This window comes from Aquimarina sp. 433 (assembly GCF_054054605.1).
Genome location: NZ_JBSWZK010000003.1, coordinates 38873 through 63356 on the forward strand (window position 1 = coordinate 38873; position 24484 = coordinate 63356).

Here is a 24484-nt window from a genome sequence, read left to right on the forward strand (position 1 = left end):
TGAATCTTAACGTTAACGCTTCTAAGGTACTAAAAAAAGAGATTTTTATTGTACTCTTAACTTCATGTTATCTATTCAATTGGATACTAGGCTTCGAGATGGATGCTGAACTTGTCGAAGTACAGCCCTCTGCGAAGTACAGTCCCCTAATAATCCAATCGAACCCTGAGGTTCTCGAAGGGTGAGAATTGTAAATGAATCTATCAAATAGCTAGTTGTATAAACAAACAAAAAAACAGGTACGGCAGCCAAACTCAATTTAGACATCGCCGCACCTGTTACATCCTAATAATGGTACTGCAATTATGAAGTATACAATGTCATTTTGTATCAAATTAGGACACATCACATATTAATCACTCTAAGTTCATTGCATATGACATTACCTTACTGAATAGTTGCTATATCAATTACCAGCGTACATGATAATTCTAGTACTTTCGATATTATCATTAAAGCCGCCACCAAGTGTACCAACTTCTCTATAGATCTGATAACCATTGACATTTGGATTTCCACTATCTATCCAATACTCTCTTGTACCTTGTGATTGATTTTGTCCTTTGAACATAGTAAATCTTACAGAGCCACTTTCTCGTCCTACCTGCCCCCACAGGGTCAAACTTGAAATTTTATTCGTCGATAAAGGTAGAACATTTTTAGCGTAGTTCTTTTGAGTGCCCTTCCAAAGTTTTGCTGTCGTAGCCCAATGAGCATAAATACCTCCGTTTCCATAGGTATCAACAAATCCAGCCAACATTGCAACGCCCTTATTGGGAGCTCTGGAAGTACCACCAGTTCTTTTTAGCATTTCATTAGCTATCCATTCTGTTATCTCTCTTTTGGATTTCTTACTTCTACCATCATCTTCCATTTCATCTTCTGAAAATAAAACGATATCTGATTTTTCCTTGTCGTCTATATCTTGTACTACAGTTCCATAAGCGTTTTTAAATATCTCGAACAGTTCTTCATCTTGCAATACCTCTAATGCAGGATACGTTTTGCCATTATAAGGCATGGTTATTTTGTCTGTAGTTAATAAGACTTCTCGATACTCTTCATCAAGGATAGGAATCAATGCTGTTTCATCTTGTATTTCGGTTTCTTTTTCGCAAGAGGTCATACTACTTAATAGTATGGCTATGATAAGTATAATATAATTTGTTGCTTTCATAATTTTATTTTTAATATAATTACATACCTTTTAATCGTAATATCCGTTTCTCCAGCATTTTCTTGCTTGATTTATACATGAAATAGATACTGAACTAAAAGCTACAACACCGATAACCCTCCTACAATTATTTAAAGAGTATTCAGATATGTCAAGTTGAAGATTATTATTTGTACCATCACAGGCCTTAGTAGATAATGAGCTAAAACCAACATTTATGAACATGCATCCAAGAAAGTCAGGTATGCATTCCCAATCTGTTTTTGCGTTTACATTGGCTAATACGTTACTCTCGTTATCGGAAATAAAATCCGTGGTAAGTTTATTGATTTGATTTTTAACGATGCTTGAATTGGTTAAATACTCGATAACATCATCTTTCTGATTTTCCTGTAAATGTTTAAACTCTTTGAGATATAAATCAGATTCATTAAATACGTCAAAATCTTCTGATAAATGTTCCATAAAGTTTGGAGTAACCCCCAATAAGTTTGCCTGTGTAATGATATCGTTGTCATAAACGGCTTTCATGAATTCACTAGTAAAAGAAGATCGTTCTTCTGGAGTTAAATCAAGTTGGATCTCAGTACTTCTTGTACTTAAAAAATTAAAAGCCGCTTCGGATTTAAAAAATCTTCCATCCTCAATCATTTTTTCGGCAAGCAGCTGGCCTGTTGTGTCTTTTTCGATAGCACTCTCCTTCTCGCAAGAGACAAAGATCGATGTTAAAAAGACCAATGCCATAATGGTCTTAAAGTTTACATAATTTTTCATAAATTTTGGTTTTAAAAATTAAACAATTTGTGTGTATATAAATCGCGATTATATTCGATTGTTGATTATAAGTTTTGTATGTCTTCATCCTTAATAAAATAATTCGGTTAATCCCTTGATATTTTAAGCGTTCCCGTTATTCTGTATCTTACATTTTGCATCTACAATATAATTTATGGTGCAATCTAATTAGTTGGAGAATGTAGTGATGGTTTCTTTACTACAATTCAGAACATCTGATTTATTTTTAAGCATGGTGACCTGTAGATATAGAGAATACACTAAAAACAATATTCCTAGCAACGATAATACTAGTACTGTTCTGAAAATATTTTTGATGTTCTTCAAAATGTTAAGGTTTTAAAAGTGAAAAAAGTTTGTGTCTAAATTCACAAATGGTGATTTTGAAAATTATAATTCTGAGGTAAATTTATTTGTTTTGATTACAAAAAATAGACTGTAGTGTTTATCAAAAAGTCAGCTAAGTTGTCAGCAAAATGTCACCGGAATTAAACAATTTTGTTTTGTGATATTTTTTTTATGATATTACATCGTAGCTTCTTAGAACATTAATAGTTTCTATAATATATTGCGTTTAAAACCTATGAAAATGATTTCTAAAAAACTGATAGTTATACTTCTTGTTCCTTTATTATCTTTTTCAAAATCTGATTCGTTATTGCTAAAAAAACGTATTGATAGTTTATCATATTTGCTTTATGATTATTGTCATAGAGATTATCTGCAATATTGTGATATATTAGAAAACGCTAAAGAAATTGATTATCATGAAGGAGTTTTGAGGTCACACATTGGACTAATTGGCTACTTTAGTTTTTATAAAAATTTGGATTCAGTGTTTTATCATAGTAAAGAATATGAAAAATATGAACAGATTTATTCTAACAAAAAGATAAAATTTCAGTACCATAATGAAATGGCAATGTCTATGACATACTTTTTTTATCAACCAAGTATTGGGTTTAATCATATTATTGAGGCCTATGCTATAGCTGATAGCGATAAAAAAAGAGCGGATATAAGTCTAATGCTAATGGATAACTTTTCTTTGAAAAATCAATATGCGAAAGCTGTTGAATTAGGTGAATCTTTAATAGAAAAAGGTCTTTTCAACAAGCAGACCAATCCAAAGGCATTTAATGATTTAGAATCTGCTTTACATTATGGTTATCAAGGTCTTGGTAATGTAGAAAAAAGTGTTTCTCTGATTGCTTCATTAGAGAAATATTATTTTGAAAATGAACAAAAAGATAATCTTAGCAAACACATATTAGCCTATATAAAATTGTACAAAAGTTATAATTATTATCTACAACATCAGTACCAAAAGGCTATTGACTCTTTAAATGCGAATTATGATTTTGTAAGTACAAATTGGGATGCCGGACTATCGATACATCATGAATTTTTAGCTTTATCTTATGCAGGTTTAAAAGATTTTTATCAAGCAAAAAAAGCAATCAAAAGATCTTTTAAGCAAGCTGAATTTAATAGGTTACCAGAGCTTTATTATAAAACAGCAAGTTACTATAAAGAATTAAATAAAAAAGATTCTGTTATTTATTATTTTGAACTTCGGGATCAATTGATTGATAGTATACGAGATGAAGAAGAAAAGTTATTTATAGATTATTTTCAAACTAAAAAAGAAAACATAGATATTACTCTTGATAATAAGGCCATATCTGAAGAAAAAGAATTGTTAACCAAACAAAATTATGATAAAACAAAGTCACTATTAGTATTGGTTTTGTTTCTGGTACTCCTAATTTTCATTTTTGTATGGCTGATAAAACAATATAAAGTAGTGCGGAAAAAAGTAGTTTTTGTCAGTAAAGAAAAAAATCAACTACATACCAAAATAGCAATCAAAGATCATAAAATCACAACTACGTTAGTGAGACAAGAACAACAATTAGATCATTTAAAAAACATTAGGAATGAAATGGGACTATACTTAGAGTCTGATAAAAGTAAAATATTCAAAAAAAATTTAAGTATGCTTGAGAAATTTATTACTAAAGGTATTGGTAAAGATGATGTTATTGATGAGTTGATCTATCAAAATCAAGAACTAGTAGTCGCCTTAAAACAAAAAGTTTCCAAATTATCCAAAACGGATCTGGTACATTGTATCCTTGTTTATCGAGAGATTAATATTAAGGATTCTGCAGATCTATTACATATAAATAATAATACAGTACGCACAGCGAGGTATCGTGCGAAATCTAAATTAGGTCTATCTAAAGAGCACTCTATGTCACAATTTCTTGATCAATTGGTAAAAGGTGGGGAAGTGAGTTTGTAATGTACAATTTTTTATTTCCAGTAACATCAATCGATCTAATGATAATTGGGATTTCATCGAGAGATGCAAGGAATATATATAAAATATCCCCACTAAATATCCGTAAGTTTTAAATACTTATAAAACTGGTGTACAGTAAGTACTTTTTTAAAATCTTCGTTTTGGAAGTACACGATATTACTTAAATCTTTGGATTTTTCACTAGCTGAAGCATTTGATTGAATTACCTTATTCGCTTGCTTAGAGTATTTAATGATCATCTTTTTGATACGATCACTGGCATAATTGCTTAGATTTAATTCCTGCTGTAATAAAACTGCTCTTTTTTCCGCTAATTCTATAAATCTTTTGTCCTCAGCTTCTTTCTTTTTCTTTTCTTCTTTTTTCTGCTCTTTGGTTAGTTCTACCGTTTCCGTATGAACTTCCAATTGATCTTGCGCCATATTAGAGGAACAGATCATAAGTACTACTAAAAATGTAAAAATTCTCATAACTTTTTCCTTTAAATTTTCCCTTCCAAATGTTAAATCTTGGGTTTCAAAAATATTAATAATTGATTAACAACAAGTTAAAAAGTTAAAATACTCGATAAATGCTAATTTTTTTACGATAAACAACCTTGTTTTTAATGGTTTTATGTGTTTAAGTAGGTGGTAAAACCGTAAAAAACAGATAAAAACAAGGATTCTACTTTTGCTTTTTGGAGGTTTTTAACCTTTCAAAAGAAACTTTAGAGGTTCTAAACTTAACTCCATCAATCAGTGTTGATGAAGTTTTGATGTAAGAAATAACTGTGTCTTTTTCTAAGTTACCAAACTGAATTTCTGTAGTTATTATTGTAATTGAGTCCGAAAAGTTTTTGGGTTGATCTAGAAACCTTATTTTTTCAATGTGATTACGATTCTTGAGATCGAATAAATATGTAGTGTCAGTTACGGTTTTAAATTCTGGATGTTTTTGAATGAGTAGCTGTTTATCCAAGTAGTCTTGTAATTTTTCAGAAACTAGAATCGTGTATGAATCTTCAAGAATATCAAAGGACATTTCTTCTTCGTAAGAATCCATAACAATTTCATCATTAATCACTTCAGTAGCTTCCATGTTTTTGTAAGAGTTGTTGGAGCACCCTAGAAGTATAAATGATATGAGAATATACATAAGTTGTTTCATGATTTGATCTTAAATTTTAATTTAACAACTTGTCCTTCGGATCTTCTGGATTCGATAATCTCAATATTTTGCAAGCTTTTTGTTGGGGTAGTTAGCTTATTTATAAATTCTATTTTAGAATATACTTCTATTCCTAATCCCGATGGTAATACTTGGAATATCACGGCATCATCGGCAATCATTTTTGATAACTCCTTCTTTCTATTCTTCCAGTTATCCAATTTTCCATTGGCATAATAATGAAGCATTAAAGCATAATCATCCGTGCTAACTCTAATATTTTCTTTAGTTATAGTAGATATACTTCTATAAATGGTATCGGTTTTGTGATAAGGTGATTTAATGACAAAATGAATAAAATCATCTTTGGTTGTCCAGGTAAAACAGCCTAAACTGTCACTTTTTGTATAGTAAGGAGATTGTTCATTATTGAGTACGATAATCTCGATAGGGTTTTTAGTAATCGGTTCGTTTCTGTCTCTATCTATAAAGCAAAAATTAAAGGTGTTCGATTTTGGTATCAAAAAGTACGCTGAGGTTATAAATAAGATTCCAATGAGAAAGAAAACAATCCATTTCCGTTTTGCAGTTTTCTTTTTGGTATTGTTGGATATTATCTTAGAATTTTGAGTCTTAAAATCGTTCCAATTTTCATAGCCACAATATTCGGATAACATATTAAGGATGTCAACTCTTGGAATTTTTTCTGAAGAGGTTTTAAAATAATTATAGAATGACTTTTCACTAATACTACCCTTTACTTCTTTCCTTAAGTCTTCTTGAAACAAGATAATATCTTGCCCTTTCCACTCGGTTATATCATTAGTGGAGGCAGAATTATGCTTCAAAAATTGTATTGCTACCTTTTTTTTGAGAAGGGAAAAAACGATATGTTCTTTTGTTTGTTCGATTATAATGTGTTGGAGTATAGTGGTTTATATTTTGTAAAATAGTTTACAAAGGTTTTACAACAGGTCTACAAGCCTCTCTACTATGGTGATACTAGGTTTGTTTTCAGTTTAACAATGTAAAAACAATTAAGATGAAAACAAAGACAATTAAGAAAATCGAATATGCATTTCTGGTTTTGTGTATGATGATATTAAGTTCATGCAATCAGTATACGAATAGAAGTTATAATGTAACAGAAAGTATCGTGTTAGATACAAATGATGAACTTGCTTTAGAGACAGCAGCTAATGCTGAAAATTATAAAGAAATTATAGAAAATGATTTTAAAAGAGTAGCATTTTCTCCGTTATCTACATTCTCCATAGATGTTGATAAAGCCTCCTACAGTAATATTCGAAGAATGATTAATAATGGCCAAGAGATTCCTGCAGATGCTGTGAAGATCGAAGAAATGATTAATTACTTTAAGTATAGCTATGAACAACCAAAAGATCAACATCCTTTTGCAATTCATACAGAAGATATCAATACTCCATGGAATGAAGGTACTCAATTAATAAAAATCGGAATCAAAGGAAAAGAAATACCCACGGATGATTTTCCTGCATCCAATCTTGTCTTCTTAATAGATGTTTCTGGATCGATGAACGCTACTAATAAACTTCCTTTATTAAAGAAAGCTTTTAGATTACTTGTAGGACAGTTAAGACCAAAAGACAAGGTGTCGATTGTAGTATATGCGGGAGCTGCTGGTGTGGTTTTAAAACCAACATCTGGTAAAAACAAAGAGAAAATATTAGAAGCACTAAATAATTTAGAAGCGGGTGGATCTACTGCGGGTGGAGAAGGGATTCAGCTTGCCTATAAAATAGCTCAGGAGCATTTTATAAAAAATGGAAACAACAGAGTGATTCTAGCTACTGATGGTGATTTTAATGTGGGAGAAAGTAGTGATGTAGCAATGAAAGAATTAATAGAGGAGCAAAGAAAAACAGGGGTGTTTCTTACTTGTTTAGGTTTTGGAATGGGAAATTATAAGGATAGTAAGTTAGAAGTACTTGCTGATACTGGAAATGGGAATCACGCATATATAGATTCTATGCAAGAATCACAAAGGGTATTAGGAACAGAATTTGGAGGAACGCTTTACACGATTGCAAAAGATGTGAAAATTCAGGTAGAATTCAACCCTAATAAAGTACAAGCATATCGATTAATAGGATACGAAAATCGTTTGTTACATGATGAAGATTTTATAGATGATACTAAAGATGCAGGTGAATTAGGTAGTGGACATACTGTCACCGCTTTATACGAAGTAATTCCAGTAGGTATAGAAAGCAAGTATCTTAAAGATATTTCCAATTTGAAGTATACAAAAAAAGAAGCTTATGATTCTTATCAGGATGAATTATTCACAGTAAAGTTTCGATATAAAAAACCAAAAGAAGATCAAAGTATAGAAATCATCCATACACATACAATGGATATGGAAAAACTAATGTCTAGCGATTTTGGATTTGCTGCTTCGGTAGCTTGGTATGGAATGAAATTAAGAAACTCTAAATATTTAGAAAATAGAGCAGTGACTGATATCATTTCGCTTGCACAAGAGAACAGAGGAGATGATGAGTTAGGTTATAGAGCAGAATTTATACGGTTAATGAATAGCTATGAAAATTATGAGTAGGAGAAATAGAAATTTAGAATCTTGAATTTGATGATTTTTTTGGAGAAAAAAGAAATCATAATTTAAATAAAGCGCATCGAGCGGATGCGCTTTATTTTGTATTTTGCGAAAATGAAGGAAATCTTAGCAAGATACATTCCGGAAAGAGCATTAGACCCAGCATTTGACCTTATCGTAAAATGCAATGTGCATCTTAAAATTGTTAATGAACGAGTTACAAGGCATGGTGATTATAGAAAAACTCCTGATGGGAGGCATCAGATTACCGTAAATGCTTCTCTTAATTCATATCGTTTTTTGATCACTTTAATTCACGAAATAGCTCATTTAGTAGCTTTTGAGAAATACGGACGTTATATAAAACCTCATGGTATTGAGTGGAAACGTACTTTTCAACAATTAATGCTTCCGTATATTAATCCAGATATTTTTCCATCAAAATTATTACCTGTTATTGCAAATCATTTTAAAAATCCAAGAGCAAGTAGTGATACCGATACAAAATTAGCACTTGCTTTAAAACAATTTGATCCAGAGAATGATAAAAATTATATCTTTGAAATACCGTTGGGAGGAAAATTCAGATTGTATAATGGGAAAATTTTTCAAAGAGGGAATAAACGCGTAAAACGATACGAGTGTATTGAAATCAGCACAGGTAGGATTTACCTATTTAACCCCAATGCTGAAGTTGAACTATTATAAATGAACTTATGAAAAAAAACTATTATGCTATTTTAATGGCAGGTGGCGTGGGGTCTAGATTTTGGCCTGTAAGCACCGCAGAGTTTCCGAAACAGTTCCATGATATGTTAGGAACAGGCGAAACATTGATTCAAAGAACATTTAAACGTTTGGAGAGAATTATTCCAACAGAGAATATTTTTATTCTCACAAATGAACGTTATAATGATCTGGTATTAAGTCAGCTTCCAAAGGTGACACAAAGACAAGTTGTTACAGAACCAGCAATGAGAAATACTGCTCCTTGTATTTTATATGCAGCTCTAAAGATTCATAAAGAAAACTCTGATGCTGTTATGGTGGTGGCGCCGAGTGATCATTGGATTGAAGATGAAACAGCTTTTACCAATAATTTAGAGCAGTGTTTTGAAGCTTGTGGCGCTCAAAATATTTTAATGACATTGGGTATTCAACCTACTTTCCCAAATACTGGATATGGATACATACAGTATCAAGAAGAGGCTAAGCCTATTAAAAAAGTAGCTCAATTTACCGAAAAACCAGATTATGAAACTGCAAAACAGTTTTTGAATCAAGGAAATTATTTGTGGAATGCAGGAATCTTTATTTGGAGTGCCAATAATATTTTAAGTGCTTTTAAAGAATTTCAAAAAGAAATGACAGCATTGTTCGAAAAAGGAATGGATGTTTACAATACCAATGAAGAAGAAGATTTTATAGCGAATAATTACCCTCTTGCGGAAAACATATCTATAGACTATGCTATTTTAGAAAATGCTAAGAATGTATATGTACTTCCCGCTACTTTTGATTGGAATGATCTGGGAACTTGGGGCTCTTTGTATGATAAATTAGAAAAAACAGAAAGTAATGATGCGATCGTTAATGCTAGGGTACTTTCGGAAGATGCATCGGGGAATATGATTCGAACGTCGGATGACAAAATAGTTGTTGTTGATGGTCTAAATGATTATATTATTGTGGATAAAAAAGAAGTACTATTAATTTATCCTAAAAAGAAAGAGCAAGACATAAAACAAGTACTGAAAAAAGTTAAAGAGACCTACGGGGAAAAATACGGATAATACGAATGGAAGAAAATACAAATCAGCCTATTAATTCAGATCACGAGGGACACAAAGAATCTGTAAAAAGAGATGCCAAAGGACTTTTTGAAAGTATGAAGCTATTTCTTTCTGGCTTATTGGATATAAGATCTGATACTGATCGGGATCAAACCATAGAAGATGTAAAAAAGGATATACCTTTTAAGGGGCATACGGCTTGGATTTTGATATTTTCAGTATTTGTGGCTTCTATTGGTTTAAATGTTAGTTCAACGGCAGTCGTTATCGGAGCCATGTTAATATCTCCATTAATGGGTCCAATCGTTGGAGTAGGATTGTCAATTGCCATTAATGATATCGATACACTCAAGCGTTCTTTTGTGAATCTAGGAGTAATGGTTGGACTTAGTGTACTTACTGCTACGTTATATTTTGCCTTATCTCCGTTAACAGAATTAACGCCTGAGTTAGAATCAAGAACTGCTCCTACTATTTTAGACGTATTTGTAGCTATTTCAGGTGGTTTGGCACTAATTGTGGCTAAATCTAAAAAAGGGACTATGCCTAATGCTATTGCTGGAGTAGCAATAGCTACAGCATTAATGCCTCCTTTGTGTACGGTAGGATATGGGATTGCAGAGCTAAATGCAGGATATGCGTTAGGTGCCTTGTATTTATTTAGTATTAATGCAATTTTTATTGCCTTATCTACTTTTATTGTAGCAAAGTTGTTACGTTTTCCAATGTTGCGTTATGCCAATGCAGCTAAAAGAAAACTTACTGCTAGAATAGCCTCTGCAGTAGCAATTATCATGGTGATACCGGCAATTTGGACGTTTTACAATATTCTGAACGAAACAAATGCAGATCGTGATTACAAAGGGTTCTTAGCTAACGAAATAGAGGCAAATGAAAGTTTGTATTTGCGGAAAGAGTTTTATGATTTTGATAATAAGTCGATCAAGCTATATTTTGATGGAGAGATTGCAGATGCAACCGTTAGTGATTTGCAAAATGAACTTGAAAAGTATGAACATATCAGTGACTTTACACTGAAAATCAGCGGTAATAAAGCACGAGGAATTGAACAAATATCAAAAGCGAATGATCGATACATTGTAGAATTGAATCGATTAGAAACAGAGAATGAAGCCTTGTTGGATAAAGTAGAAGATCTGAAAATTCGTCTAGCATTGCTTGAAACCCAATTAACAGAGGCGCAAAAAGTAGTTCCCGTAGATATACTTCCTTATAATAATATCGCAAAAGACGCTAAAATTCGTTTCCCAGATCTTTCTGAGTTAGGATATGGAGAAGTGCTACAATCTAATTTCTTAAAAGTAGATACCGTAAAAGTTATCTTCCCTCAATGGAAATTTCAGGTTTCTGATAGCTTGAATACGGTTAGAAATAAGGATTTACGAGAATGGATTACTGCAGAACTAAAGGCAGATACTTTATTGGTGAGGTAATATTGTCGATTTTAGAAATAATAAGTTTAAGCTTTCAAAATGATTAGACCAAAAATAATAAGTGTCTTACTTACTTTATGTACGATTTCAATAGTCTATTCTCAAAGTAATTTACATATACCGAGGGAAATACAAAAAGCTTATAAAAATCAGACGAGATCTGTTGATGGTAAACCCGGAAAAAAATATTGGCAAAATTCTGTTGATTATAAAATAAACGTAAGGGTATTTCCAGAGACAAGAATAGTGGAAGGGAATGAAATTGTGAATTTTACCAATAATAGCCCTGATGAATTATCTGAAATGGTTATACGTTTATATTATGATGTATTTAAAAAAGGAAATAAAAGAGATTCACGTGTAAACCCGAAAGATATAGGAGAAGGTGTAGAACTGAAAACGATTATCGTTGATGGAGTTGATTATGATCTTGCTAATAGTGATAATATCAAAAGATATGGCACCAATTTGACTGTTAGACTAAGAGAACCTTTAAAGTCAGGTCAAGATTTAAAGCTGGAATTTGAATGGCAACAAAAAGTGACATTAACTCTTGATAGAACAGGAGCAAAAGATGATACTTCTTTTTTTGTAGGATATTGGTATCCACAAGTATCCGTTTATGATGATATTTTTGGTTGGGATAGGCTAGATTATACTTTAGATACTGAATTTTATAACAACCTATCTAATTTTGATGTAAATATTACAGTTCCAGATAATTTTCTAGTTTGGGCTACTGGTACGTTAGAGAATGGTGAAAAGGTATTGCCTAATAATATTTACAAAAAATTTTTAAAAGCAAAAGAATCTAAAGAGGTAATAGAGGTTGTTAATGAGAAAGATCTAGAAGGATTAAAACTAAAATATAATACTTGGAATTTTACAGCAAAGGAAGTTACAGACTTTGCTTTTGCGATGAGTGATCATTATTTATGGCATGCAGCTTCGGTAAATGTTGCTGGGAAAGATATACTAATTAATTCTGCGTTTCCTAAAGATGAGGTTGAAAAACACAAGAAACTCACTTCTATTCAGCAAAAGGCAATGAAGCACTTTTCTGAAGATGTTCCTGGTATTCCTTATCCTTATCCTGTTTTTTCAACATTCATCGGTCTTAGATATTCTGGAAGTGGTATGGAATTTCCGATGATGGCTAATAATGGTGGTTCTGGGGTGCCGGTTACTGTTCATGAGTTGTTTCATATGTATTTTCCGATGTATGTTAGAATAAACGAGAGACGATTCGCATGGATGGATGAAGGTTGGGCGGACTTTATGGAGAATTTAGTGATTCATAAATTCTTCAATGAAGATAAATCTAATTCTTTTTACTCTCGTTTTAAATTAGTGACACAAGGTACCTTAGGTACTATTGGAGATTTACCAACGGTAACGTCTTCTCAATACACTGGTGATAGTTACGGATATCAAGCCTATAGTTTGCCTTCGCTTACTTACGCTTTGCTATATCAATATTTAGGAGAAGAAAAGTTTTTCGAATGCTTTAATTCTTATGTAAAGAGATGGGCAAAGAAGTCACCAACACCATATGATTTCTTTAATACATTTGAAAATGTTAGCGGAGAGGATTTAAGTTTTTTCTGGAAACCTTGGTATTTTGAAATGGGATATCCTGATTTAGGAATCAAATCATTTGAGGAAGGAAAATTAATTGTAGAGAAAGTAGGATACAAACCAATACCAATAAGTATTGAGGTAGTCTATAAAAATTCAAAAAAAAGCTACTCTAAAATTATAGATCTTTCTGTCTGGAAAAATGATAATAGAACCTATGCTATTCCAATTCCAAATCATGATCAAGTAGAATCAATAGTTTTGAATTCAGATTTTCCTGATTTTAATGAAACAGATAATTTTTTCCCTCCTTTAAAAGATAGTTATGAAGAAAAGGGAGTAAAGAGTTCAATCGTTGGTCAGTATTATGTAGAAGATTATAATATAGAATTGAGCATTGCAAAAGAAAATGAGGCTTTAGTTATTTATTCGAATTCTTGGGTATGGCTAAATACAATTCTTATTCCTAAAGATTCAGTTAATTTTAATACTTCGGACAAAACAGGAGTTTTAAAATATCTAGAGGATGTATCAGGTAGGGACGAAATTGAACTTGAGTATCCAAAATATAATTTAAAGCTTAAAGGAATTAAGAAATGATATAATTGCTTGTTTTCTGAAAATCTAAAAATCGGATGAAATTAATATACTGGATATCTACTTCGCTAATTGCTCTGTTTTTATTGTGGAGCTCATATTCTTATATGTTTAGCAAAGCTACTATTGATGGCGTTAGAGATTTGGGATTCCCGGATTTTTTCAGAATACAATTAGCGATCCTTAAGATATTAGCAATCGTTATATTAATAATTCCACAAGTTCCGCTTCCGATAAAGGAATGGGGATATGCTGGTATTGGATTATTCTTTATAACTGCAATCGTTGCACATATCGCTCATAAAGATTCTATATTCATCTCGTTAATAAATATAGTTTTTATTGGGTTGCTGATACTTTCTCATATGTATTTGCATAAAATCCTAAAAATGTAAATTTTAGTTTTTAAAATCGACACTTTAAAGAATTGTCATTAGCAAAGTAAACGAGAATAACTATTATTTGAGTTGTTGTTACAATCCTTTTAATTGTGCGTCTCTAACTTTTTTGAATAGGTTAGAAGAGTATACAAACTCGGTAACGGCTTCGTTATCCGTTCGGAAAATTTGACTTTTATCACCTTCCCATTCTAAATGACCATATCGTAGGAAGACAATCTTTTCTCCAATTTCCATAACAGAATTCATATCATGTGTATTAATGATGGTAGTAATGTCATTTTCTTCAGTAATCTCCTTGATGAGGTTGTCAATAACGATTGCTGTTCTAGGGTCCAGGCCAGAGTTTGGCTCATCGCAAAATAAGTATTTTGGCCTTGTTACAATTGCTCTCGCAATGGCAACACGTTTCTGCATACCGCCACTAATTTCCGAAGGAAGTTTGTTATTCGCATTTTCTAGATTTACACGTGCTAATACTTCATTTACACGTACCAGCATTTCTTCCTTTTTTTGTTTTGTAAACATCATCAAAGGAAACATTACATTTTCTTCTACCGTCATAGAATCAAATAATGCACTTCCCTGAAAAACCATACCCATTTGCTCTCTCAGATCTCTTTGCTGTTGCTCGTTTAACTCAGAATAAGTTGCGCCATCATAACAAATGCTTCCTTGCTCTGGAGTAAACAAACCAAGCATGCATTTTAAGAAAACTGTTTTACCACTTCCACTAGTACCAATAATTAGATTGGTTTTTCCTCGTTCGAAGGTAGTAGTAATTCCTTTTAAAATTTCTTCTCCATTAAACCCTTTATGTATGTCTTTTACTTCTATCATTAGCTTAATAATAATTGAGTTAGTACATAATTAGCGATAATAATTACTACTGTTGTCCATACGAATGCGGATGTACTGGCTTTTCCCACACCTAAGGCACCACCTTTCATATAATATCCATGAAAAGAAGGGATCGTTGCCAATAAGAAAGCAAAAATGGTTGTTTTTATAAAAGCATATACCAAATGATATGGAATGAACTCTTCTCTAAGTCCTGCTAAAAATTCGGTACCAGATACAAAACCTCCATAAACACCTGCTATATAAGCTCCGAATATCCCAACAAACATAGCGATGGCAATTACAAATGGGTACATAAACATCGCGATAACCTTTGGGAAAACTAAGTAGTTTAGAGAATTAATTCCCATTACCTCCAAAGCGTCAATTTGTTCGGTAACTCTCATAGTACCAATGCTAGAAGTGATATATGAACCCACTTTACCTGCCATAATCACCGATAAAAAAGTAGGAGCAAATTCCAGTATTACCGATTGTCTAGATGCAAAACCAATGAGCTGTTTCGGAATCAAAGGATTGGTGAGATTTAGTGCAGTTTGAATCGCAACTACAGCTCCGATAAAGAATGCTAAAAACACTGTAATTCCTAAAGACCCAAGAATAAGGTCATTAATTTCTTTAAAAATCAAATTTTTAAGTACAGACCCTTTAGTCATTCGACTAAAAACACCTCTTAACATTAAAAAATAGCGACCTATATCGTCGAGATAAAACATAAACTCTTCGTTAGAAGGGCTAAAATAGAAAAAAAAATATCGACAGCATTTAACCTTCTATTAAAGTTTTACTTTTGTGGATATGGTATTTTTGTCATCCAAACGAGAACAAGAAATGATAAGGAAGATTTTTTTAGGTATAATTTTGTTAGTTATCACCATTCAATGCAACACAAAAGAAACGAATGTGGTAGCTGTTAATTCTGATCAAGCAATTTCTGTACGTCCAAAATTGGTCGTTGGTATTGTTGTAGATCAAATGCGATACGATTATTTAACTCGATTTTATGATCGCTTTGGAGAAGGAGGTTTTAAAAGAATGGTGAAAGAAGGATTTAATTGTAAGAATAATCATTTTAATTATATCCCTACGTATACAGGTCCTGGACATGCTTCGGTTTTTACAGGTACTACTCCGCAAAATCATGGTATTATTTCCAATAATTGGTATGATAAATTTGGAAAAGCGATGGTGTATTGCGCGAGTGATTCTTTGGTAAGAGCTGTAGGTTCGGATAGTGAGATGGAAAGGATGTCTCCTCGTCGAATGAAAACTACCACATTTGCAGATCAAAACAGGTTACATACCCAACTAAAAGGAAAAAGTATTGGTATTGCCATAAAAGATCGAGGAGCAATTCTACCAGCGGGTCATTCAGCAAATGGTGCGTATTGGTTTAGAGGAAAGGATGAAGGAAAATGGATTACGAGCACATATTATAGAGATGACCTACCAGAATGGGTAGAAAAATTTAATAATTCAGATGTCGCAGCATCTTACTTAAAGGAATGGAATACTTTGTACGATATTTCAACTTATGAAGAAAGCGGTGATGATGAAAATGATTTTGAAAGAGGTTTTAAAGGAAAAGAAAAAGCTACGTTTCCTTATGATTTAGCACAACTTAAAGATCAAAATGCGGGGTATGATATTATCAAAGGATCTGCATTTGGGAATAGCTTAACGACAGATTTTGCAATCGCCGCATTGGATGGAGAGTCACTGGGAGCGGATGATATTACCGATATACTTACGCTTAGTTTTTCTAGCACAGATTATGTTGGGCATAATTTTGGAGTAAATTCTAAGGAGATTCAAGACACTTACTTGCGATTAGATAAGGATTTAGAGCGCTTTTTTACAACATTGGATGCTAAAGTTGGAAAAGGAAACTACACGGTTTTCTTAACCGCAGATCATGGTGCTGTGCATGTACCTTCATATCTACAAAAAGTAAATATACCTTCTGGTTATTTTGATATGGTTGAAATAGCAACCAGTATTATGGAATTCACCAAGAAAACCTTTAAAGTAAAAGGGTTAATAGAGAAAGTAGCTAATGATCAGGTATTTTTTGCGTATGATGTGTTAGAGAAAAACAATATTGATACACAGGAATTACAAAAAGCAGTAGCACATCATATATTACAGTATGATCAGATTGATAAGGTCTTTACTAGAGAGCAATTGCAAACAGGAACATTTACCGAAGGTATTGCTGCACTGATTCAAAAGGGATATAACCAGAAGAGAAGTGGTGATGTAGTATATGTGTTGAATCCTTCTACGATTGCATATTCTAGAACAGGTTCTACCCATGGAAGTGGCCTAAACTATGATACACACGCACCATTATTATTTATGGGAAAAGGAATTAAACAAGGAAGCACTACGCAAAAAACGACTATTCCAGATATAGCACCCACCATTTCCGCTTTGTTAGGAATTACATTTCCTAATGGAGCTACTGGAGATGTATTGTCTTTTGTACTGGATGAAAAATAAGAAATACTACTAAAACCCTTATTATGTTTGATAATAAGGGGTTTGTTTTTTAGAATAGAGTGTCTTTATTATAATTTTAATTCTTTAAAAAGCGTAACCAATCTAGGGTCTGAAGGCCTTGGAGCATCCGCATTTACAATTTTACCTTCTTTGTCAATAAGAATAAATCTTGGAATACCTTGGACATCATAGTCTCTGATAAACTTCGAGCTCCAACTATTATCAGCAAATAGTTGAATTCCTGAAAGTTCTTTTTCTTTTATCATAGTCTTCCAAGCATCATGATCTCGTTTGTTGTCTACAGAAATACTAACAAACTTAATTTTCTCATCATATTCTTTTTCAAGTTTTTTTAAGGAGGGTATTTCTGCTATACAGGGTTTACACCAAGTTGCCCATACATCGATATATACATAATGATCTTTTAAGTCTGCAAGTTTTGTAGAACCACCGTTGTAGTTTTCATAATCGAAAGTAGGAGAGTCATTTCCTTTTGTTAGCAACTTGATTTTATTAAAACTTTCTGTAATTCTTCTTTGAAAAGCTGTGTCAGTTGACTTTGCCATTAAAGCCTTGTATATTTTTTCAGACTCTGGATTTCCTGCTGAGATATACCATGTCATTTCATCCATAAGACTATTTCTTATATAGTCGTTTTTAACATCAGATAAACCATCAATAAAAGCATCATAATAGGGAATACTATCTTTAAAAGATTGTTTTCTTTTTTCTCTACCATAATTGGAAGAAACTAGAAATCTGTATGCATTTGAAGTTTTAAAATCACTTTCATTGGTGAGATCAATACTATTTAATTCTTTTTCTAAAGAATTAGTAGTTATTGAATCTGATTTGCTTAGTGTTGATGGATTATAATACAGGTAAAAATTGATGTGAAATAAATAATCATAATGATTATATTTTTGTTGCTCACTAATAAAAGTGGTATCATTTATTTTACTATTAGTAAGTAAGCCAGAAAGCTCATTTTTATGAGAAAGAATTTTTTGTTTAAAATCGACGGGATTTGAATTGTTTAAAGTATCTCTTTGACCTTCAGTTTCTTCAAATTTTTCTTTTACAAGATATTTGGTAGCAAGATAACTATTAACATTAGCGGCTTTTCCTGTGTATTGTATGGATTCATCAAATTCCTTTGTATCAATAGATAAAGTAAGGTCTTCTCCTTTTTTTAGATAAATTTCAGATGATTCTGAACCAATAGAAAAGCGATAGTATCCATTTTTAGTAATATCCAAGGTATCCATAAAAGTTCCGTCCTCTTGGATGTCAATTTTTTTAGTGAAATCATTTCCTCGAACCGAAAGTTTATCTGCATTTTTATTAACTACTTTTCCTGAAAAAATGACATATTCTATAGGTGTAGTTTTTTCTTTTGAACAAGAAGCTAATAAGAAGGCGGTTATAAGAGTATATAATATTTTAGTTTTCATCTATTATGGATATTTATGGTTTTTACTGATGAGACGGAATCATCAAAGAGTCATTTGATTATTATAAATTTAATTCTCTTAGTTTATTTCATAAAGGTAAGATTTGTTTTTAAAGATAGAATTTAATTCTAAGATCATCTAATATAAAAAGGGATGGAATTCAAATTAATCGTTTGTAGATAGATTCGGCACTATGAACTGCTCCTTCCATATATCCTCCATGTATTGGAGACGTTTCTGTTCCTCCGATGAAAAAACTGTTATTTAAATATCCTTGCTGATAATATGCATGGCCATTATTTTGATGTGGGAAAATAAATTCTGATGCTGGAAAAAGTGTATAGATTTCGTTTTTCCATACCATATCTTCGTATGATAAGTAATTTAGTGCATCATCACCGAATAATTTTTGTAATTGGTTAAATACTTTAGAAATTCTTTCCTCTTTTGAATATTCCGACATTCCGTTTTGCAGGAATCCTTTTAAAGCAAAACGATCATTTTCTACATTAGAATGATCATATAATTCTGTAATGGGGCCAACATTACTAAATACAGTACCAGAATACTTTTTTTCTTTCCAAAATGGCTTTGTATACGAGATTCCAAATTTAATAGATTCTCCCATCCAGGTATGGGTTTTGTTTACGATCGTAGTTAGTTCTGGCGGTAATGGTGGATATATTTCAATTGAATTTGCTAGAAGCCTTGGTGGGAGTGTAGAGACAACTTTATCGCAGAAATAGGTGTTGCGTTCTGTTTTTATAGCGAACTTATTATGCTCATATTCGATGTTCGTTACTTTCTCGTTAACAAGTAATTCTGTGTTGTCCAGAAAAGATGAGAGTTTATGAATAATAGTGCTAGTTCCATGCTGAATTCTATAACTGGGTTGTTGATTCGTAGGTAATTGAATTTTTTGTGGAGGAGCTGTAGAAAGCGGTTCAAAAAGAGCAATTCCTTCCATAAATTGCTCAAAAATTGGGATTTCCAATTCTTCTAATAATTGTAGTAGTCTTTGATGATGCTTTCCAAACCAAGTGGCACCCATTTCTATTGGAGTGTTTTTTGCAGAGTTTATAGTTAGTATTCTTCCTCCAATTCTATAATTGGCTTCTAAAACCTTAACAGGAACACCACTGTTTTTTAACCTGTAAGCTAATAATAAACCGGTGAGTCCAGCACCTATGATAAGTACTTCTGTTTTCATTTTGTAGTGTAAAAGTAAAAGAGTAAAACTCCTAAAAATAGGAGTTTTACTTCTAAAATCTAATTAAGAGATTACTCGTCCATTAAATGTGTGCCGTGAACAACTGCGGCTCCTGCTCGTAATGCAGCAGAAATAAAAGTCGCTTCCGCCAACTCTTCCTGCGTGGCACCTGCCTTAATAGCATTCTTTTTATGAATTTCTAAACAATATGGGCATTGCGTAGTAAGCGCTACAGCAACTGCCATGAGTTCTTTATATTTCACAGGAATTGCTCCTTCTTGTAATGCAATGCTGTCAAAAGCCTGAAAAGCTTTCATAGCTTCTGATGCATTCTTTCCTAGTGTACCTAATTTCTTTAGGTGGTTCATGTCATACATAGCTATTCTTTTAGGGGTTTAGTTTCTTCCTGCGATTACACCTCCATCAGTATCCCAAATAGCTCCTGTTACCCAAGATGCTTGATCTGATAAAAGGAAAGTGATGCTATTAGCTACATCCTGTGCGGTACCATTTCTTCCAATCGGATGAAAGTTATTAAATCCTACTAGTGCTTTTTTAGCTTCGTCAGCACCTCCAAAAACACCATTATAAACAGGGGTTTCTACCACTGCAGGAGATACTGCATTTACTCGGATACCATGATCCGCAAGTTCCATGGCCAGATGCTGTGTTAAAGAATGTAATCCTGCTTTTTGCATTGAGTAGGCAGAAGAAGGTGTAGCTTTTACGGCCTGTTTTGCCCACATAGAACCTACATTAACAATAGATCCTGTATTATTTTCTTTCATTTTTTGAGCAGCAGATTGTGTGATAAAAAAGAATCCTCTGTTTAAATCTTGATATGAATCGTAATCCTCTACCGTATGATCTAAAAATGCTTTTGGTCCAAAAATACCGGAAGCATTTACTAAATAATCCAAACGATCTAAATTACCAATAGCAGTACGTAATTGTTCTACATTACTCTTGTTCGTGATATCTACCTGATGCTTAATGATATTTTCCCCATCCGCAATCTTAGAAGTATTTCTTCCTACTACATGCACTGTAGCGCCACCATTGATTAATGATTCTACTGTTGCTTTTCCGATTCCACTTGTTCCACCAATTACTAGTGCTACTTTGTCTTTAAATTGTGTCATTGTATTATATTTAGTTTAATTAATAATTAGACAGACAAGTCTGTCTTTGTGTATTCAAATTTTTTTATTCTAGAATTTTTTTACATAGCGATAACGAAGCTTCAATAGGCCAAGTGTTTTGATGTAGTTTGCTTTCTGAAATGGCTCCTTCATATAGTAAATAAACCTTTCTGGCTAATATCATATTTTCATTATCAGATTCTTGACTATGATTTTCTGCAATCAATTCTTTAATGAAGTCTATAAAATCATTCTTTTGTTGCTGAATCTCTTCTCGTACAGTTTCATTTTCTTTTGGCATTTCCGTATAGGTATTTAGACACCAACATCCATTAAAGTCTTTTTGGTCAAAAAACAACTTTAAAAATTCAAATAGTGCGTAGATACGATCTTTACCTGGAGCTGCCTGATTTACAAATGCATTGATATCTTTTGTAAAAGTGACATTTTTGGATTGCAAGTATGCGATACATATATCCTCTTTAGAAGGGAAGTGATTATACAACGTAGCTTTGGCAATGCCAGCTTCTTTTATAATCTCATTGATTCCAGTAAGATTATATCCTTTACTATAGAATAAATTAGAAGCAGTTGTTACGATATGATCCCTAACTTTTGAGTGTCTCATGGTACAAATATATAAAAAAATCACAAAAGTAGACAAGTCTGTCTACTTTTGTGATTTGATTAACAAGTTTTACACTTGGTAAAAGTTTTAGTGAATAAAAGAATTCAAAAAAAATGAAGCCTTAATCCAATGCTGTATATCCTTTATATTTTGGTGTAAAAGTTAATGGGTCGTTGGTGTTTATTCTTTGGATGTTAGGACCTGTTCGATCTCCAAAAGATTCTATACGTCCAGAATTAATTAAGCTAATATGGTCTATTGTGCTAATAGCCCATCCCGGATCTTCATATTTTATTGCTCGCCCTCCTTTTCCTGAATCGACAAAAACCAAATTATCCATATTCAGTTTTTGAACGCCCCATAACAGTACCACGCTTCCTAGATCCTTGTTGTTTACATTTACAAAAGTCGAGTTTTTTAATTCTAAAAAAGGACCAGTTGTACTTTCATCATTACCCATTCGTAATAAGGATATTGCATTACCCATTACTTTACTAAAATGACAATTGTCTATTTTGATATATTCCGCATTATAGCGACCTCTATTTTCATTTTCGCCATCCAAACTAATTGCGTTTCCAGAAATATTATGAAAAATAGAATTCTTAAAAACAATAGTATCTGCGTACGTATTTTTGTGAGCTCTAAATGCTGTTTTTCTACTTGCATCGAAATTTTTGAATTCGCAGTTGTTTACCTTTAGTTTATAATGAGCAATCATTGGTTTTGAAGAAGTTGTAATTGCAGATTGTGCAATACCATTTTCAGAAGCCCCATCGAAAATAACACCATCTACAGAAAGACTTCCTCCGTTATCAATAATAATCAATGGTTTTTGAAATTCATTTTTGTCGTAGGTAAATACTGTCGGCGTTTTACTGTCAGAATTGATAAGAACAATGGACTTATCCAATATCAACGGTTTAGAAAATGTATATGTTCCTGGTTTTAAACGGATCGTATCCCCAGAAGAAGCACTTTTAATGGCTTGGAACAAAACATCATTTTCATTTCCTGATACTTGCACGGCGCTGGAATTTTTATTGACTATCTGATAGTATTTTTTTTGAGGAGTATACCAAGTAGGACCTACTTCTTTTTTGGTAAAAGGAAGTTTAGGTTGGTAAGATGTGCTTTTTAATAAGCCATCGTCTGGATCTTTAGTAAACTCTAGATTCGTTGTTTGAAAACCTTTATGGTTAAATGTTTTATCCGAAGAAACTACTTGATTTTCAGAAAAGGTAAATGTCCCATATTCAGAAATGGCTTCAAATACCTGTTTTCTATTGGGATGGTAAAAGATGTTATTTGTAAATCGTATATCTATTGGAGGATCCGTTCTCTCATTATCGGCTCCAACTCCAAACTGAATATGATCACACTTTAGAAATTTATTCCCTACAATATCTGTGTTTTCTGCTTTATGGTATCTGTTTATTAGGGAGTTAGGAACTCCATTCATAATGGGTAAAGCTCCAAAGAAACGTTTTCCCTTTAGTTCTTGAAAATGATTATTTTTTATCGTGTGTCCTGCATTGATAACACGAACACCACCTGTTCCCGGTTTATTATTTCCGATAAAGAAATTATTTTCAATTAGATTTCTATTTCCGTGTCTAAGCGCTAATACGCCTGCAGATTCATAAAACACATTATTTCTAACAATGTTATCACTAGATTTTAGAGAAACAATTTCTACTTCACCATCACACTGTTCGAAATAGTTATTTTCTATGATCGTTCTGGATGCACTCAAGGAATATGTAGAGACACCTACTCTTAGCGTTTCTCCTCCGTTTGACCCAAGATTAGGTCTATAGCCAAAATAGTTATGATCAATCTGGTGGTGATTCTCAAGACTATTTTTATTGTTTAATCGAACAACTAAGGTAACTCCTGCGTTTAGTTTTCCTCCAAAATAACTATGATCCACTCTATTATGCTGACCATGTAGATGTATCCATTCAGATTTGTCAAATCTATTTTCTGGATTAAAATGATCGATTGCAATTTCTGTTAATCTGCAATGATTAGCCAATTTACCATCATCTGTTTTGAAACTTATTAGAGCATCTTCTTTGGTAAAACCATCTGTAAAAACAAATCCTTTTAAAATTAAATGTTGTCCACTTATTTTTATAGAAGTATTACCAGAAAAAATTACCTTACCTTTTTCTTCTGCGCTAATGATAATAGGTTTTTCTTCTGTTCCTTCGGCAGAGATTACTAATTGGGCGTCTTTCCAGATACCATTTTTTAAAACGATCTCATCTCCAGGTTTTGCACTTACAATGGTTGCATTAAATTCTTTAACATTGGTTACGGTTTGGTCGTCATTAGAAGCTTTGGTTTTGTTCGTTTCAGAACAAGAATTGATAACCAGAAGCATTGCCATTAAATAACCGTAGAATCCACTTTTTTTCATTTGTTTTTTTTGAAATATTCGTACTAAACATTTCCCATTAAACACTATAATTGTTCAATGCTTCGGTTGAAGTGGATACCTAAAATTGTGTGTGAAGGCAATTTAGTTTTAATTTTTATAACTACCAAGTTATACTGGTAGTTTCGGTTTGATGCCATAAAAAAAGACAATGTGCAGAAGGATTAACGTCTGCACATCATTAGAGGTGTTATTCGCAATAACAGGCAGGTTGTAAAGGCCAAGCGTCTAAAGAATCACATACCCATGCCGGACAAGCCGGTTCGCCACCTTTTACTTGTTTTTGTGTGTTCTTACTAAGAACTTCTACCCCTTTTACATCTAGAATTTTGTGTAACATAATAATAATTTTATTGATTCTATTTACTTAGTGCT

At 32.5% G+C, this 24484-nt stretch carries 22 protein-coding genes; 8 read left to right on the forward strand and 14 right to left on the reverse strand.

From position 1 onward, the window contains the following. Positions 1 to 406: 406 nt before the first annotated feature. Positions 407 to 1177, reverse strand: a complete 771-nt coding sequence (locus ACWNT5_RS06955; RefSeq protein WP_456516964.1) for a hypothetical protein — start codon at positions 1175 to 1177, stop codon at positions 407 to 409. A 30-nt stretch (positions 1178 to 1207) separates the two neighbouring features. After that, positions 1208 to 1921, reverse strand: a complete 714-nt coding sequence (locus tag ACWNT5_RS06960; RefSeq protein WP_456516965.1) for a hypothetical protein — start codon at positions 1919 to 1921, stop codon at positions 1208 to 1210. Positions 1922 to 2561: 640 nt separating this feature from the next. Between ACWNT5_RS06960 and ACWNT5_RS06965 the strand changes: the two genes are divergently transcribed. Beyond that, entirely contained in the window at positions 2562 to 4280 is a 1719-nt protein-coding gene (locus ACWNT5_RS06965) for a hypothetical protein (protein WP_456516966.1), read from the forward strand. A 92-nt stretch (positions 4281 to 4372) separates the two neighbouring features. On the opposite strand, the gene ACWNT5_RS06970 is transcribed toward ACWNT5_RS06965, so the two are convergent. The 3 genes from ACWNT5_RS06970 to ACWNT5_RS06980 all read right to left on the reverse strand — a co-directional run bounded on the left by ACWNT5_RS06970 (position 4373) and on the right by ACWNT5_RS06980 (position 6298). Further along, positions 4373 to 4771: a hypothetical protein gene (locus ACWNT5_RS06970; protein WP_456516967.1), complete on the reverse strand. Its 399-nt coding sequence runs from the start codon at positions 4769 to 4771 to the stop codon at positions 4373 to 4375. A 196-nt stretch (positions 4772 to 4967) separates the two neighbouring features. Beyond that, entirely contained in the window at positions 4968 to 5381 is a 414-nt protein-coding gene (locus ACWNT5_RS06975; RefSeq protein ID WP_456516968.1) for a hypothetical protein, read from the reverse strand. A gap of 65 nt (positions 5382 to 5446) precedes the next feature. Next, a complete protein-coding gene (locus tag ACWNT5_RS06980) occupies positions 5447 to 6298 on the reverse strand; it encodes a hypothetical protein (RefSeq protein ID WP_456516969.1) in 852 nt (283 codons plus the stop codon). 194 nt (positions 6299 to 6492) lie between these two features. Here ACWNT5_RS06980 and ACWNT5_RS06985 point away from each other — a divergent pair, with 194 nt between their 5' ends. From ACWNT5_RS06985 to ACWNT5_RS07010, 6 genes are all read left to right on the forward strand, one after another. Beyond that, entirely contained in the window at positions 6493 to 8052 is a 1560-nt protein-coding gene (locus ACWNT5_RS06985; RefSeq protein WP_456516970.1) for a vWA domain-containing protein, read from the forward strand. Between the two features lie 111 nt (positions 8053 to 8163). Next, positions 8164 to 8757 carry a SprT-like domain-containing protein gene (locus ACWNT5_RS06990; RefSeq protein ID WP_456516971.1) on the forward strand — a complete coding sequence of 198 codons (594 nt, stop codon included), beginning with the start codon at positions 8164 to 8166 and terminating at the stop codon, positions 8755 to 8757. A gap of 8 nt (positions 8758 to 8765) precedes the next feature. Further along, positions 8766 to 9842: a mannose-1-phosphate guanylyltransferase gene (locus tag ACWNT5_RS06995; RefSeq protein ID WP_456516972.1), complete on the forward strand. Its 1077-nt coding sequence runs from the start codon at positions 8766 to 8768 to the stop codon at positions 9840 to 9842. 5 nt (positions 9843 to 9847) lie between these two features. Further along, positions 9848 to 11296, forward strand: a complete 1449-nt coding sequence (locus tag ACWNT5_RS07000) for a DUF389 domain-containing protein (RefSeq protein WP_456516973.1) — start codon at positions 9848 to 9850, stop codon at positions 11294 to 11296. Between the two features lie 39 nt (positions 11297 to 11335). Then, positions 11336 to 13474: a M1 family metallopeptidase gene (locus ACWNT5_RS07005; protein WP_456516974.1), complete on the forward strand. Its 2139-nt coding sequence runs from the start codon at positions 11336 to 11338 to the stop codon at positions 13472 to 13474. A 35-nt stretch (positions 13475 to 13509) separates the two neighbouring features. Next, positions 13510 to 13866 carry a DoxX family protein gene (locus ACWNT5_RS07010; RefSeq protein WP_299608617.1) on the forward strand — a complete coding sequence of 119 codons (357 nt, stop codon included), beginning with the start codon at positions 13510 to 13512 and terminating at the stop codon, positions 13864 to 13866. 78 nt (positions 13867 to 13944) lie between these two features. Here ACWNT5_RS07010 and ACWNT5_RS07015 read toward each other — a convergent pair whose 3' ends face one another. Beyond that, positions 13945 to 14709, reverse strand: a complete 765-nt coding sequence (locus ACWNT5_RS07015; RefSeq protein ID WP_299608614.1) for an ABC transporter ATP-binding protein — start codon at positions 14707 to 14709, stop codon at positions 13945 to 13947. Continuing rightward, complete coding sequence (locus tag ACWNT5_RS07020) at positions 14709 to 15446, reverse strand: MlaE family ABC transporter permease (RefSeq protein WP_299608611.1); 738 nt, start codon at positions 15444 to 15446, stop codon at positions 14709 to 14711. The genes ACWNT5_RS07015 and ACWNT5_RS07020 overlap by 1 nt, the downstream gene beginning before the upstream one ends. 115 nt (positions 15447 to 15561) lie before the next feature. Here ACWNT5_RS07020 and pafA point away from each other — a divergent pair, with 115 nt between their 5' ends. Further along, positions 15562 to 17232, forward strand: a complete 1671-nt coding sequence (pafA, locus tag ACWNT5_RS07025; protein WP_456516975.1) for an alkaline phosphatase PafA — start codon at positions 15562 to 15564, stop codon at positions 17230 to 17232. Between the two features lie 68 nt (positions 17233 to 17300). Here pafA and ACWNT5_RS07030 read toward each other — a convergent pair whose 3' ends face one another. From ACWNT5_RS07030 to ACWNT5_RS07060, 7 genes are all read right to left on the reverse strand, one after another. Then, on the reverse strand, positions 17301 to 18686 hold the full coding sequence (locus tag ACWNT5_RS07030; RefSeq protein WP_456516976.1) for a TlpA family protein disulfide reductase: 1386 nt from the start codon (positions 18684 to 18686) through the stop codon (positions 17301 to 17303). A gap of 160 nt (positions 18687 to 18846) precedes the next feature. Beyond that, entirely contained in the window at positions 18847 to 19896 is a 1050-nt protein-coding gene (locus ACWNT5_RS07035) for a flavin monoamine oxidase family protein (protein WP_456516977.1), read from the reverse strand. Positions 19897 to 19967: 71 nt separating this feature from the next. Next, positions 19968 to 20273, reverse strand: coding sequence for a carboxymuconolactone decarboxylase family protein (locus tag ACWNT5_RS07040; RefSeq protein WP_456516978.1), 306 nt, complete (start codon positions 20271 to 20273; stop codon positions 19968 to 19970). Between the two features lie 18 nt (positions 20274 to 20291). After that, positions 20292 to 21038, reverse strand: coding sequence for an SDR family NAD(P)-dependent oxidoreductase (locus ACWNT5_RS07045; RefSeq protein WP_456516979.1), 747 nt, complete (start codon positions 21036 to 21038; stop codon positions 20292 to 20294). A 64-nt stretch (positions 21039 to 21102) separates the two neighbouring features. After that, positions 21103 to 21666, reverse strand: a complete 564-nt coding sequence (locus ACWNT5_RS07050; protein WP_299608597.1) for a TetR/AcrR family transcriptional regulator — start codon at positions 21664 to 21666, stop codon at positions 21103 to 21105. A 121-nt stretch (positions 21667 to 21787) separates the two neighbouring features. Then, a complete protein-coding gene (locus tag ACWNT5_RS07055) occupies positions 21788 to 24091 on the reverse strand; it encodes a chondroitinase-B domain-containing protein (RefSeq protein ID WP_456516980.1) in 2304 nt (767 codons plus the stop codon). Positions 24092 to 24299: 208 nt separating this feature from the next. After that, entirely contained in the window at positions 24300 to 24449 is a 150-nt protein-coding gene (locus ACWNT5_RS07060; RefSeq protein WP_456516981.1) for a hypothetical protein, read from the reverse strand. Between the last annotated feature and the right edge of the window lie 35 nt (positions 24450 to 24484).